The sequence below is a fragment of the Sulfidibacter corallicola genome (assembly GCF_017498545.1).
In the GTDB taxonomy this organism is placed as follows: Bacteria; Acidobacteriota; Holophagae; order Acanthopleuribacterales; family Acanthopleuribacteraceae; genus Sulfidibacter; species Sulfidibacter corallicola.
This window is the reverse complement of the sequence record NZ_CP071793.1, coordinates 9,007,318-9,021,764: the sequence shown is the minus strand read 5'-3', so window position 1 is coordinate 9,021,764 and position 14,447 is coordinate 9,007,318. Positions and strand designations below refer to the sequence as shown.

General features: G+C 58.8%; 10 protein-coding genes and 1 CRISPR repeat array. Of the genes, 7 read left to right on the top strand and 3 right to left on the bottom strand.

Annotated features, from left to right (window positions below):
- The first annotated feature begins 191 nt into the window (after positions 1-191).
- The 6 genes from J3U87_RS27390 to J3U87_RS27365 all read left to right on the top strand — a co-directional run bounded on the left by J3U87_RS27390 (position 192) and on the right by J3U87_RS27365 (position 6,743).
- A complete protein-coding gene (locus J3U87_RS27390) occupies positions 192-656 on the top strand; it encodes a hypothetical protein (RefSeq protein WP_237378970.1) in 465 nt (154 codons plus the stop codon).
- Positions 610-1,995 carry a hypothetical protein gene (locus J3U87_RS27385; protein WP_237378969.1) on the top strand — a complete coding sequence of 462 codons (1,386 nt, stop codon included), beginning with the start codon at positions 610-612 and terminating at the stop codon, positions 1,993-1,995. Before J3U87_RS27390 ends, J3U87_RS27385 begins: the two co-directional genes overlap by 47 nt.
- Complete coding sequence (locus J3U87_RS27380) at positions 1,925-3,211, top strand: hypothetical protein (protein ID WP_237378968.1); 1,287 nt, start codon at positions 1,925-1,927, stop codon at positions 3,209-3,211. The genes J3U87_RS27385 and J3U87_RS27380 overlap by 71 nt, the downstream gene beginning before the upstream one ends.
- 9 nt (positions 3,212-3,220) lie before the next feature.
- Positions 3,221-4,432 (top strand): hypothetical protein, encoded by a 1,212-nt coding sequence (locus tag J3U87_RS27375; protein WP_237378967.1) that lies wholly within the window; start codon positions 3,221-3,223, stop codon positions 4,430-4,432.
- 341 nt (positions 4,433-4,773) lie between these two features.
- Complete coding sequence (locus J3U87_RS27370) at positions 4,774-6,270, top strand: aldehyde dehydrogenase family protein (RefSeq protein ID WP_272932428.1); 1,497 nt, start codon at positions 4,774-4,776, stop codon at positions 6,268-6,270.
- 104 nt (positions 6,271-6,374) lie between these two features.
- Positions 6,375-6,743 carry a DUF779 domain-containing protein gene (locus tag J3U87_RS27365; protein ID WP_237378966.1) on the top strand — a complete coding sequence of 123 codons (369 nt, stop codon included), beginning with the start codon at positions 6,375-6,377 and terminating at the stop codon, positions 6,741-6,743.
- Between the two features lie 1,405 nt (positions 6,744-8,148).
- Here the strand turns inward: J3U87_RS27365 and J3U87_RS27360 are convergent.
- Positions 8,149-9,285: an alpha/beta hydrolase-fold protein gene (locus J3U87_RS27360; RefSeq protein ID WP_237378965.1), complete on the bottom strand. Its 1,137-nt coding sequence runs from the start codon at positions 9,283-9,285 to the stop codon at positions 8,149-8,151.
- Positions 9,286-9,834: 549 nt separating this feature from the next.
- Between J3U87_RS27360 and J3U87_RS27355 the strand changes: the two genes are divergently transcribed.
- Complete coding sequence (locus tag J3U87_RS27355) at positions 9,835-11,190, top strand: IS91 family transposase (protein WP_237378964.1); 1,356 nt, start codon at positions 9,835-9,837, stop codon at positions 11,188-11,190.
- A 386-nt stretch (positions 11,191-11,576) separates the two neighbouring features.
- A CRISPR array of direct repeats spans positions 11,577-11,847; the repeat unit is 27 nt; unit sequence GTTCATCCCCGCGCGTGCGGGGAATAC.
- Positions 11,848-12,238: 391 nt separating this feature from the next.
- On the opposite strand, the gene J3U87_RS27350 is transcribed toward J3U87_RS27355, so the two are convergent.
- Both J3U87_RS27350 and J3U87_RS27345 read right to left on the bottom strand, forming a co-directional pair.
- On the bottom strand, positions 12,239-12,958 hold the full coding sequence (locus J3U87_RS27350; RefSeq protein WP_237378963.1) for a retron system putative HNH endonuclease: 720 nt from the start codon (positions 12,956-12,958) through the stop codon (positions 12,239-12,241).
- Positions 12,955-14,280, bottom strand: coding sequence for an AAA family ATPase (locus tag J3U87_RS27345; RefSeq protein ID WP_237378962.1), 1,326 nt, complete (start codon positions 14,278-14,280; stop codon positions 12,955-12,957). The genes J3U87_RS27350 and J3U87_RS27345 overlap by 4 nt, the downstream gene beginning before the upstream one ends.
- Positions 14,281-14,447: the final 167 nt, after the last annotated feature.

Sequence of the window (14,447 nt, the reverse complement as noted above, 5' to 3'; positions counted from 1 at the left end):
TTAATGGGGTTTACTTGTGACGTGAGTGTCGGGAAATTCCTCGAAAAGTGAATTTTCCGTGCCTATTCTGGACGCCTATCTTTATATGACACACCGCTTCGTCTGTTGCTTGCTCCATTTGATTCCGGCCGAGTCTCGATCCGAAGAGAAGCGTTCGCGCGCCGACCGCGCGTCCTGGAGGTCCCTGCATCATGACCAATATCACCGATGTGACATGCACCATGGCCGGGAACCAACCCAGCTTCAGCGTTACCTGGAATAACGATTGCGGGAATTCGTCCAAGCCCCAACTCAATGACCCGAACAATAACGTCGTGAGTGCCACCAACGTTGGGGTGGAATGGTCCAATTCCGTTTCTCCGGCAACCGAGAGCTGGAGTGCGGCGGCAAGTCTCAACGCGACGGAAGTCTATAGCATGTTCATTGTGCAGGGTGGCGGCGACGGCACGGTTTTCAGCAGCGGTGTTCCCGTCCTTTACACCACCGCGACGGTCACCAGCGCGACCTTTGACGGGACGTCGGTGACCGTCGATTGGGACCCGCCAGAAAGCTCCCCCCACCCCGGGCGAAATGAAAATCGTGCTCAGCAACGGATCGAATCACCAAACGGTGAATACCTCCGATCCCGACAGTGTGACCTTTACCGTGAATGGTGACCTTCTCGGCGACCCCAATTACACCGTCACGCTCACGCCCATCTCCGGGGTCGCCACGGGCCCGACGACCAAGCCCTTCGAGGTCACCGACGTGCAAGGCCAACACCCGAAAAAACCACCGGTGACACCCCAGAAACCACCGGCGCGACCGGTCACTGCCGTTGGGCCGGAGGTGACGGGCCTGCGGGTCACGGGGTTGACGGCCGAACAGCTCGCGGTGACGGTGGCCACGCCGCAGGTGAGTGATCGAGAGGGGCTCGTCTACTATGTGGCCATCGTGACTTGGCGCCAATTCCAGATTGCGGTTTCCAAACCGGTCGATACGGTCACCGGCCTGACAAGAAGCGATCAGCGCCACCTCGACTTCACCCTGGATGGCCGCTTCGACGGTTCGCGAAATTACACGCTGTCGCTGGCGACGGCGTCTGGCCCGGGCGAGGACGCGACAATCGGCGGTCTCGGTGTCGGTATGGAATTGTTACTCGGCGCGCCCGACCAAGTGGCGATCGAGTCGTGGTGGGCCGACCAACAGCTTCATGTGTCGGCGCGGGTGACGCCGCCGGCAGGGCCTTGGCTCGCCACCGGTGCGATCATCCGCCTCAACGACGGCACCGACACGCCCATCCCCGGCACGGAAACCGGAGGCGTCGGTTTCGCGCAAACCACGACCCTTGCCGACGCGGTCGCGGGCGCGGCCTATACGGTTTCGGCGGCCTCGGCGCGCGGTAGCGATATAGGCCCGGTCGGCGGTCCGTGGCCCGTGCTCTCCACCCAACCGAGCTTGCAACGGGTGACGGTCGAAGCGAACCGGCTCTCCGCGACTTGGGGGACGGTTTCCGATTCCGGCGTCACGGGTTACCGGTTGACAGTCGCGGCCGATGGGATCGCGCCGATTCAGGGCCTGTTCCGCGGCACGAGCGGCACGCTGCTGCTGCCGGCGGGGGTTTCGTGGGGCGAAACGGGCGCGACGGCGGTCGTGGTTCGCGCCGTGGGGACCATGACGGCGGGACCCAGCTCTCCACGGGTCACACCGATCACGCGCGTACCCGGTCAACGAACGGCGACCTGGTCGGCGGGCGGCACGGTTTGTACCTTGGGCTGGGAGGCGGTGACCGGAGCAGCCGATGTACGCTACGCGGTCGACATCCTTCAGGGCGATCTCGGTCCACCAGGACACGGCGACCACCACCCCCTACAGGGTCCCGGACGGCGTGTTGAATGCGGGCGGCGGCTTCCGCTTCCGGGTCCGGGCGACGGGTGGGCAGAATGTGGCCTTGGAAGGACCCTGGAGCGCGTCGACGCCGATCTCGACCGGTGTTCCCGGCGCACTGGCGGTTGAATACGACGGCCAAACGCTGACGGCACGCTTTGCGCCGGTGCCGGGCGCAACGGGTTACCGCCTGGTGCTGGTCGAAGACGGCTCCGAGCAAGGCGAACCCTGGTACACGTCGGAACCTTTTGCGCGGAGGGCGGTCCCATCCGCGACGGAAGCGACCTTGGCAGTACAGGCGGTGGTGGCCGGCGGGCTCGGCCCGGCGCGCAGCGCGGCGGTGTTCACCACGGGTTGGTACCCGGCCGTCGCCACGGGCGACAACGGGAGCATGCCGTGGTTGAACCCGGCGGTTGCCGCCGACATGAAGGCGCGCGCGATCACCCCGCCCGCGGTGGCCGTCGCGGGCAAGGGCCCGCAGCCCTACATCTTCGCCCTTCGCCCGCTGTACCCCAACCTGCAAAGCGCATCGGATGTGGCCGTCGCGCCGTTCGACCCGGATACCGGCGGCTTGGGTACGCCGCAAGCGCGCGACTACCAGGGCGTCGACATGGAGGATTGGGCCCATGCCTGGCTGGCGGGTCTCGACCTGCTTTGTACCGGGGCTTACGTGACCGCCGCATACCCGGTCAACCCGAGCGCGCTCGGGCGATTGCTCACCGCCAAGCAAGGCCTCGCCGAGGCCGTCGCCGACGGCTTGTCGGTCATCCTCGCCGATCAGGACGCGTCCGGTGCCGCCGTCGGCTCCGTTCCGTGGAAAGCCGCCCGCGAGGTGCTCCGCCAACGGCTGCTGGGCGATCTCGTGCGCGCCTATGACGGGACCGCCATGGTCCAGTACCAGGTCGGCGTCGACGCACCGAACGACGTTGCCAACGCGCGTTTGTCAGGGCCCGGTTCGCTCGCCGACGATCGGGACGACGGCGACATCGCACGGCTCGGCAACGCCAAGTGTTCCTTGGCGACGGCTGAGGCCGGGACCCTGACTTTCCCGCTCACGTTGAGTCGACCCGACCAGGATCCGGCCGCGACCCTGAACCCGACCTATGCCGTCAACGAAATCGAGTACCACATCGAGCAGGTGACCGACGGTTACACGAACGCCGATTGGCTGCATTTCGTGCGGAACTTCGCCGCCGATCCGCCCGCCGGTTATCGCGTCGATCTGGGCACGCCCATCATCCCCGTTCCACTGCGTTCCTATCCGGCCCAGCCGGCGTTGGCGTTCCAGGAGGCGTTGACCCATCCCGCGCCCAAAACCTTGGCCGACGCGCTTTTGTGGGATTAACGGTTTGCCGTGTCCTACCAGGGGGAAGTCCAAGATCAGCTCCTCATCGCTGTCGAATTCAATCGGAGCGAGGGCGGGGACGAGCAAGGTCGCAAACCCACGGCCGATGAACTTTTCGATGCCTTGGCCCAGTACGCCGCCGTCGAGGGCCCCTTGTGGCGCCTGTTGGATCGCCTCAAAAAACCGGACCGAGACCAAGACGATACCGCGCTCTTCACCGCGCTCGACACCTACGCCGACCTGGCCGAGCGGGTCTCCGCGGCTTGGGCCGCACACTGGGGCGGGGGAGCGGGCGAGGGCGATGCCGGCCTGCCTCCTGCGGGGGGCCGCCCCGCGGAGGGCCGCCCCGCGGAGTACCGCCCAGCGGACCTGGGCCTGATCCACCCGAGTCGCCGCAGCCCAACCCGAACAGAAGTGAAACCGTTGGAACACCGCATCCACAACTATCTGGCCTCGTTTACCACCCGAAACGAAACCGGGCTGCTGAACGCGCTTTCGCTTACCCAACTCGACGACGACAACAGGCTGGGCTGGCCCGAGGTGAGTGTGGTTTTGGCGGGTGACATCGTCGTTCCCTTGGAAGGGACCGACCCACTGCGATCCACGCGGGACTACTTTTTCCCCGAGAAGGTGCGAGTGCCGGTGACTGCCCCACGCCGGCTGCGCTTGACCTTCCCCAAGCTGCACATCGCCGAGGTCCAAAACGCGACCACCGCCGTTTCGGTCGTGCACAATGCACGTCTGTTGGGCGCCAGTGGGCCGCGCACCTGTTCGTCGTTCATGTTCCGCACGCCCGAATCGGCCTTCCCCCAACCGCTGTTCCCGCTGATCCGCGTCGCGGATCCCCTGGTGATGAAACCATGGACGGGCAAGGGCGAAAGCGAGGACGACGCGTTTCGTGCCGTGCTCGGCACCCTGTTCGACGAGCGCTTCGAGGATCGCGACATCGGCTTCGCCATTCGTTATGGCTACACCTTGGCCGAAGGCGACCCCCCGCTGCAAACGTTTCTGCCCGTCGCCCTCCATCCGCGCACCCGCGTCGACGATCAAACCGTGCCGGGGGTCGCCGATACGATCGAGGCCTGGAAAGAGAAGGTCGACCCGGTGCAAACCGGCGGGTGCTGGTCCTTCGACCTCAGTCTGTATTCAACCGTGAACCCCGACCAGACCCGCCCGTTGCTGGAACTCAAACAGTTGGTGTTTCCGGTCGCCACGGCCTGAGCGGCCGTCATTTGGTTTGGTTGTCGGGGCATCGCCCTTCGGCAGGTTGACGAGGATGCAGTGCCCCGCAACGCTCCATTGAATGCCGACTATCGCTACCGTGTTATACTAGCCTGCTTCAAATATCCCGATTCTTCAGGCGCCGGCTCGCGACGATTTCACGAACCGGTATGTTCGCTTTTTGCGGTCGCCGACGCCTACCTCCCCATATGACGTGAGGTCCCGCAGCGACCGCTTTTTCACTTTGTCCTCGCCGGTATGTCGCGACTGTGCCGTAAAGCCGTACCTTTCTCCGTAATCGTGATCCGCCGGCAATCGATCAAACATTCAAGGGGATCATTATGGCTTTCAAAAAACCTTCCTTTAAACAGTCATACGAGAACTACATCGGGGGCGAGTGGGTCGCACCGGTTGATGGTTCATATTTTGACAATACGTCGCCGGTAGACGGTGAATTTATGGGCAAAGTCCCTAGATCCAACGCTAAGGACATCGATTTAGCCGTACGGGCCGCCTGGCGTGCCGCCGAAACCTGGACCAAGACCTCGGCCACCGAACGCAGCAACCTGTTGTTCAAGATCGCAGATCGCATGGAAACGAATCTGGAAGAGCTCGCCCTGGTGGAAACCTGGGACAACGGCAAGGCGATTCGCGAAACCATGGCCGCCGACCTGCCGCTGGCCATCGACCACTTCCGTTACTTCGGCAGCGTGATTCGCGGTGAGGCCGGTGACATCACCGATCTGGATGCCAACACGGTCTCCATGGAGGTCCACGAACCGCTGGGCGTGGTGGGCCAGATCATTCCCTGGAACTTCCCGATTCTCATGGCGACCTGGAAGCTGGCACCGGCACTGGCGGCGGGCAACTGCGTCGTCCTCAAACCGGCCGAGCAGACGCCGACCTCGATTCTTGTGTTGGTGGATTTGATTGCCGATCTGCTGCCGGCGGGCGTGTTGAACGTGGTCAACGGCTTTGGGCCGGAAGCGGGCAAGCCGTTGGCTACCCACCCGGACATCAAGAAGGTGGCATTCACGGGCGAGACCACCACGGGTCGACTGATCCTGCAATATGCGTCTGAAAACATTACGCCGGTCTCGCTGGAGTTGGGAGGCAAATCGCCGAACATCTTTTTTGACAGCGTGATGGCCAAAGATGACGAATTCTTGGACAAGGCCATCGAAGGGCTGGTGATGTTTGCGCTGAACCAGGGCGAGGTGTGCACCTGTCCGTCACGTGCGTTGATTCAGGAAAACATCTATGACGATTTCATGGCCCGCTGCCTGAAACGCGTCGAAGCCATCAAATTGGGTAACCCGCTGGATCCCGAAACCATGATGGGTGCCCAGGCCTCCAACGACCAATACGAAAAGATTCTCAACTACATCGACGTGGGCAAACAGGAAGGTGCCCAACTGCTGATCGGTGGTGAACCCTTCCAAAACGAAACCTTCCCCGCCGGTTACTACATCAAACCCACCGTATTCAAGGGCACCAACAACATGCGCATTTTCCAGGAGGAGATCTTCGGTCCGGTGCTGGGCGTGACGACCTTCAAGGACGATGCCCAAGCCCTGGAAATCGCCAATGACACCCTGTATGGCCTGGGTGCGGGCGTCTGGACGCGGGATGTTCATCAAATGCAACGCATTGCGCGGGGCATCGAGGCCGGCCGCATCTGGTGTAATTGCTATCACGCCTATCCGGCCCACGCCTCGTTCGGCGGCTACAAAAAATCCGGCATTGGTCGCGAGACCCACAAGATGATGTTGGATCACTACCGCCACACCAAGAACATGTTGATGTCCTACGACAAAAACCCCTTGGGTTTCTTCTAAAAGTTTGGCCGGCTCCCGCTCGTGTGCAGTTCCGTGAGGGGGTGCCGGCCCGCCCTTCGTTCGAATCGGGTCATTTCGGTTTTCAATGCCCACCGGGAGGAGTCATGTACCTCGAAAGATTGGCCGTGACCGATCAGGCCAGACAAATTATCGACCAACTGCGCCGGCAACACGGCGAGCTGATTTTCCATCAAAGCGGAGGCTGCTGCGACGGCTCGTCCCCTATGTGCCTGGCCAAAGAGGATTTCCTGATCGGCTCTCGCGATGTGTGTCTCGGCGAAATTCACGGTTGCCGTTTCTACATGGCGCCGGATCAGTTTAAATATCTGGAGAACATGCACATCACCATAGATGTCACACCGGGTCGCGGGGCTAGCTTTTCACTGGAGATTCCGCTGGGGGTGCGCTTCGTGGCCATCTCGAAACTGCTGCCGGAGGGCGAATCGAGTAGGCTGAGACCCGTCGAAACCTGAAATTCGGGCAGGCTGAGACCCGCCGAATCCTGAAATTCGGGTAGGCTGAGACCCGTCGAAACCTGAAATTCGGGCAGGCTGAGACCCGCCGAAACCTGAAATTCGGGTAGGCTGAGACCCGCCGAATCCTGAAATCATCGCCAACTGCGAGTTCCGACCAGGATCGCCAATCTCTCCCCACTGAGTCGCTGCTCAAGCCGGTGGCCGGCACACCGGCCAGTGGGTTTCAGGTGGGTAACGAATCGAAGCGAGCCGATTCGGAGAGCCTGCGCGCGTAAGGGCCGGTAAGCCTGTAGGTGCCGGGCCTTAACGGCCCTGCCCGCCCAGGGCGCCGGGCCGACACTTCGGAGTGCGCATCTAGTCAGCGCCCGCATCGTGAGAGGGTCGTCGGGCCTGTAGGTGGAGCAGCTTGCTCCACCAATCGAAGCAACTCAAGCAACGACAATCCATTGCGCCAAAGAGCAAAGCCCGAAATCCCCCTCGCGACCCCAATCCGAAGTCGTCAAGTCCAAAGTACCCGCATCGTGAGAGGGGCGTCGGGCCTGTAGGTTGGCCCGCCGGGCCGACGCGCCGAAGTAACCCAAACAACGACAATCCATTGCGCCAAAGGGCAAAGCCCGAAATCTCCCTCACGACCCCAATCCGAAGTCGTCAAGTCCAAAGTACCCGCATCGTGAGAGGGGCGTCGGGCTTGTAGGTGGAGCAGCTTGCTCCACCAATCGAAGCAACTCAAGCAACGACAATCAATTGCGCCAAAGAGCAAAGCCGATTTTCTCCCTCACGACCCCAATCGAAAGCCGTAAGGTCCAAGGTCCCCGCATCGTGAGAGGGTCGTAAGGCCTGTACGTTGGCCCGCCGGGCCGACTCTTCGAAGTGACTAATCTCAAAATCCCCGCATCGTGAGAGGGGAAAAAGGCCTGCAGGTGGAGCGACCTAACACAGAACGTAACCGATCATCGGTAGATCTAGAGGCCCGACTTGCCCGCTTCGCTCTTTGATCACGCTATCTTGCGAAGCATGGGCTGCTTCGAAAAGCCGGCCGGGCCGACTTACCGCCCCTGCCATACCGGCCGTGACCAACTTACTGCCATGCCGACTCTCAAAGCATGCGGGAACTCCTCGCATGAATCACTTCGGCGAGTTCATCGAGCCGATGAACCTACCGGGCACGACGGATCTCGCGGCATTCGGGGATTCGGAGCAACACTGTTTCGAGAGAAATCGGTGAAAACCCCCCCCGGCCCTGGTCGACCCCCTTGAAGAACACTTCGATTCGATCCGGGTTGGCCAGCCAAGGGAGGGGAGTGATTCACCGTCGATCGATCCTTGCCATTCGGGATGAGCACAAGGCTGCAGAGGGGCTCCCGGTTCTCCGAACCGATCCGAAAACCGGGGAGCGACGGCGTCATGGCTTTTTCTTGGCGACGATGCGCGCCACGTTGTTGCGGTAATAACCGGTTTCTTCCCGGTTCTGTTGGGCCAGTTGGAGGGCTTTTCGGTAATTGGCGAGCGCTTTGTCCAAATCGCCTCGTTCCTCGTAGGCTTCAGCCAGGCTGTCGAAGGCGTTGGCCGAGGAAGGGTAGTGGGAGGTGTTCCAAAGGAAGGCTTCGATGGCCGCCGCCTGGTCGCCTTGTTGTAAAAGCTGGTAGCCCAAACGATTACAGTGGGATTCCGTCATGGTGACGGGGTAACCCATGCGTTGGGAAATCTTTTTGAAGTGATCGAGGTGTTCGGCCAGCCCGCCCTTTTGGGTCTCCGGCGTTATCGGCCAGAAGGAAAAGATCTGTTGCAGGCCCCAGTAATTGGCGCGCAGGACGACGGAGCCGTGATCTTCGTCGTCGATTTGGCGGTGGGCCGCAAAAAAGCCGTCGATCCGTCTCTTTCCCAGGATGTCGACGAATTCGCGGAAGGGCGGGTTCATTTTCGGGTGTTCGTTGCCTTGAACGACAACCAAGGAGGAGGCGAGCGACGTCCGGTTTTTCAGAAAGCGGTCGAGTCGTTCGACGGGGTCGTGGTCGGCCCAGAAGAGGGTGGGGCTGACGGCCAGGTAGGCTTGAAACACCTCGTTTCGGCTGAGGAAGGCATGGACCGCGAACAGCCCTCCGTAGGAGTGCCCGGCAAACACGCGAAACGGCTGGGTGCGGTAGCGTTTGTCAATTTCCGCGAACAGTTCCTTTTCGAAGAAATCCAGGAAGCGGTCGGCGCCGCAGCACACTTTTTTGCCGGGATTGGGCGGTGGTGTCAGATCCCGCGTGCGTTGCGTGTTGGCCACCGCTACCACGATCATTTCCGGCATGCGTCCGTTTTCAGCCAGGAAGGCGATGCTGGCGGTGGTGTGGTCCAAATGGGTTTGCCCGTCGGTCATGTACACCACGGGATAGGACTTTTGTTGGGTTTGGTAACCGCGGGGCAGGGTGACGTAAATGGTTCGATCCTCGCCCATGATGCGCGAAGGCAACGCGAAGCGTTCACCGCCGATCAGGGGCGTTGGTTTGGGGTCATGCGTGGGTGTCGCCGCGAGCAGGCAAAGCAAGAAAAACAATCGATCCTCCAATCCGAGACTCATGGTGAGGGTTTCCGTCGGCCCTGGCTTCGAGCGTGCGTCGCTTCGAAGTGCCATGGAACCTTCGCGGCACGGCAGACGGAATTAACCCCTTTCATCTGAGTCGCATCGAGGCGGAACATAGTTTGATTGGATTTTCCCTGCAGGTGGGGGGCGCCCAAAACACAACGGTTGAACCGTCGGGATTCCCGGTTCGGCCATTCGGGCACAGGGACAGGGTCTCAGCCAAACAGATGATGACACCGTGTGGCCGATTCATTCCCGGGCACGCGCGGAACACATTGCCGAGGGTCTGACTGAACCGAGCGCGCCGGTTCATCCCCCCGTGCGCGCGGAACACCTACCTCTACGTATGGGATGCCATGTTTGGGTCGGTTGAACTAAACCGCTTCGCGGTAGTTGGCGGCCATCTTTCGAAAGAGACCACCTTGTGATCGAGGAGGAATCACCCCTTCGATCAACGAAACAAGGAGGTCGTGATGACCGAACTTAGAACTCAATTTACGCGATTTTTGGAAACCCGCAACTATGCGCCCGGCACCATCTACCGATACGTGCTCACTGTCGCTGATCTTGCCCAACACGACCACCGCCGCCCCGACCGCCAATGACGAGGAAGTTCAAAACTTCCTCCATAACATGGCTTACCGGCGCAAACTCAGTTGGTCTACCATCCACACCGCCGTGTGTGCCCTCCACTGCTTCTACCATCGCTTCCTCCGCCATCCCCCGTATCAATTCATGATTCCGACACCCAGGCTTCCTAAACGGCTGCCCCTTGTTTGGAGCCCCGAGGAAATCCAACACCTCATTCGCACTGCGGGTCAACACTGCACGCAAACCCAAGTGATCTGCGGCAATCGCCATTGTCCGCGCTGCGGCGGCGGCGCCCGTTTCCGCTGGGTCGCCCAGCGCATGGATGAGCTGTTGCCGGTACCCTACTTCCACCTCGTATTCACCTTACCAGAGCAGCTCAATGCGTTGGTCCAGCACAATCCCCGGCACACCCTCGGCTTGCTGTTCCGTTCGGTTCGCGATACTTTGGCCACCTTTGCCAAGGATCCAAAGCATCTCGGTGCGGAACCCGGAATTCTGATGGTCCTGCACACCTGGGGTAGCAAGCTGAACCTTCACTACCATCTCCACTGCATTGTCACCGGTGGTGGTCTGGCGCCCGACAGGTCGCGTTGGATCGCCTCACGGTCACCCGACTACCTCTTTCCGGTCCGCGCGATGAGCCCCGTGTTTCGCGGAAAGTATCTTGGCGGCCTGGCCAAGCTGATCCACGACAAGCAGCTTCGATTTCCTGACGCATGCGGTGAGGGCTATTGGGAAAGACTGAAATCTAGGCTCTATCGAAAGCCATGGGTGGTCTACGCCAAACCGCCGTTTGGGGGACCCGAGCAGATGCTCAAATACCTCGGTCGATACACCCATCGTGTCGCGATTTCAGACAAGCGCATCCTCAGTCACGTCAACGGGATGGTGCGTTTCGTCTACAAAGATTACCGCCAAGGGGGGCGACATCGGGTCATGACGTTGCCCGAACGTGATTTCGCGCGTCGCTTTTTGGATCATGTATTGCCACGCGGTTTCGTCCGAATTCGCTACGCCGGCCTTTTGAGCCATCGCAAAAAGGCGGAGAGCCTGAGCCGGTGTCGCGAGCTATTGGGCTCCCCGGTTCTCCAACTGCCCCAACCCGGAACGACCTGTCCGACCCACCCTGCCGAAATCGAGACGGCAGAAGCCTCCGACCCGTCGTTGGACCAAGCGCTTGGGCCAAGAACCTGTCCGAAGTGCGACCACGTGGCCTTGTTCTTTAAAGAGCCGATTGCGTTGGTGGTGGTCACCCGGGCGAGACGAAAATGGTGGGACACCTCATGAGCACCGTGAAAGTCCGCCTGATGAAGTTAGACCCCAAAAGAGATGCCCAAAAAGAGGCATCACGGCCAAAGCTTGGCTTGAACTCAAGTTGGCCACGTGCTCGGCCGGATGGACCCGGCCAGGCTCAACTGCCGACAGGGTCTTGGTTCGTCCCGACTACGATTCGGAGCGATTCAGCGCGAGGCGTGATGGGTTCCGGACAAGGATGGCGGTTCGAGGGAACGGGGTACTTCCATAGAAACCCCATAGGGAGCGGGGCGGTAAGCGAGGGGCGGTAAGGGAAACGCCGCGCGGCTCAACGGTTCCGTTCAACCAGTCTTATCAAGAAGCGAATCAGTGGACGTCACGGTACCGATGCGGGCTCGCTTCTCGATAAGACTCTTTTCGTTCATCCCCGCGCGTGCGGGGAATACATCCTATGGTGCTCTATGCGATCATTGAACCGGCGTTCATCCCCGCGCGTGCGGGGAATACAAATGATCGAACGTGTGAAAGAGAGCCTTCCCCCGTTCATCCCCGCGCGTGCGGGGAATACTCGAATATTCCAGAGGTCGAGATAGACGTAAGCGGTTCATCCCCGCGCGTGCGGGGAATACGTCGTGAGGAACCGGTTCGGACGGTAACCTGTTGGTTCATCCCCGCGCGTGCGGGGAATATCCCCTGTTGCTTTGGCTCTGATTAAAATACACTGGTCTAGAACTAGAAGGAAGCCAGGGGGTTGTGTATTTGGCAAATTGGTACCGATTTTGCCTTCACCTTTTTTCCCCTGAAAACGTCCTCTTGCACGCATTTTACCCTGGCCGCTTTGGCCTTTCAATCTCTAGCCTCCTTGGGCCCCGCTGTGTTGCTCGCGGCTATACCCGTCGACCCCCACGGCTCATTGCCAGGCTCGATGAGGTTTCTCGTTTCACATCCTGGCTTTGCGGCGGGAGAGTGGCCACCCCCGATCAAACAAGGAGTGATGGGGACCGGTGAGATGTATTTCCGTTTTCCAAAACTCAGTATGTTCACGGGGAGCCAAGTCGATGGATAATATCCAACTCGATGGTTATGAGTCTGCTCCCTTTGTTCCGCCAAGCTTTTGTGCAAAATAGGCTTTGTTTGTACCCTTGAAGCCGTTGATCAATTTGCGACACATATCTTCATGGTCCGCGAAAACGGTCATCCAAACGGACCAAAACCCATCTCTTTTAGCAATGTCATAAATCAGTTCAAACAGCTCGCTTACGGGGTATCCTATTTTCAAGGCTGCTTCATATTTGGCAAGATAGTGCCGGGCCGTTCGGTTTACCTGTTCTCTCAATTGAAACCGATTATCACTATCTTCGTTTTCGGTTCGATTCAATTTAAACAGGCAGCGAGTTCGCCTTGCCGAGACTCGGTCCTGCCAAGCCAAGTTTGGATTGACGATTACACGACCATCTTTAAGGTAACGGAATGCATTCCAAGTGTCGTGTTCATCAGGCCATAGGTACAAATTTTTATCAAAGTCCCGTGGACCTTTTTCATGTCCAAGTGGTCTCCCATCCTTAGCACTTTTCATGGAATTGCACATGGTACAGCTAATCAGGAAATTGCTCCATTCGCGCTTCAGATTCGGTTTATAAGCCTTGGCCTCCATATGCTCCACGGCAATATTGGCATTGAGGGCAATGTGAATCTCGCAATAGGAACAATAGTTTCCCAGCCGTTCTAGTAAGTAGGGTTTGGCATCACCATATTCGGAGAAGGACGCACAGGGCGAAGAGCCTTTATCAACCGGCCTCATGAAGTTCTCCCAAATCCCGCGGCGGCGCGCTCCAATCGCATGGCGGCTTGATAGGCGGGATCATGGCCCTCGGCTTCCATTTCGTCCATTAGGCTATCCAGCTTTTCCAGATAATCCCCGCGTTCAGATTTCGGTGCCTGCTTTGCCTCCTCCAGTAATCGGAAATAGGCTTCCGCGGTGTCTATTTTCTCCCTGTAGCGTGCGCTTCTTTGCACATGGCTAACATTCTGCCAATGTTCGGCAACTTCTTCCACACCCATGGTGTCAACATTCCGCGGCGGAAAACCTTCTACAGGGCTCAGAGAGATAATCCTGTCCCGATTGGGTTCCAGGGATTGGATGATGAAGGGCGAATGGGTCGTGGCAATAAACTGAATACTTGGGAAGGTTTTAACCAGGGACTCCACGACTTGACGTTGCCATTCTGGGTGAAGATGCAGATCCATTTCGTCAATCAGAATCACACCCGGGGTGGTTTTGATGATCTTTTCCCCAAGATGCGGGTTGAGGATGGCCATGCGATAGGCTATATCGGCAACCATACCGAGCATATTGCGTTCGCCATCGCTGAAATGTTGCAGCGGCAATTCGCGGCCATCTTTGAAACGAGCAAACACCGTGTCTTCTTCGGCGCGATAGAAGAATTGTTCACATCGGGGCATGGCTTCTACCACGGCTTGGGATACGGCTTGAAAACTGCCAGGCCCTTCTTGGCGGCTGATGCTTTTTCGATAATGGACAAGGGCAATGCGCTTGTACCAGGCAATGAACAGTTTTTCATTCGAAGCGGGATCCAAGCAATCCGTATAGCCGTCAAAACGGGACGGCACCTTTCCCGCGGAAACAGGTTTCGCCTGCTTCTGTAACCAGACCCGCCCCGTTCCGTAATAACCAATCATGGGTAAAGTTACGGACTCACCATTCATCACTTGTTCATGTATTTTTTTTGAGCATTCACGTAATTCAGAGGCATATTTGTAAGTCGTTTTGCCCCCGCTGCTTTTTTTGGATCGCTGCCATTCAACAGGGTTACCGGCTACCTCACCTTTGGCTTCAATTTCAACGGGAAACTGGCGCTCCATTCTGAATTCAGCCGGAGCCACCTGGTGTTTGACTAAACGGATTTCGTTGTCTTCGATGGTTCTTTTATCTTGGGTATCCAGATCAATGAACAAGGTTCCAGCGGCGACCGATAATGCTTCAAGAATGCTGGTTTTACCGGTGCCGTTTTTGCCGATGAGCAGATTGAATGGTGCAGAGAATTGATAGGTTTCTTCAGCAAAGCCTTTGAAGTTTTTGATTCGCAGTTGGTCAATGCGCATGGGTTTCTCCGACGAAGTCACCTGGCTGGATTCTTGTAGCTTGGAAACAAGGGAAGCATATCATAACCCAACTTCAGCGCTCACCATAGCCAGACGCCAGCCCGAAAGGCTGGCGTCTTCCTGCGAACGTATTTCGTGATTTTCTTAAATGTTCGGATGGGAGCATA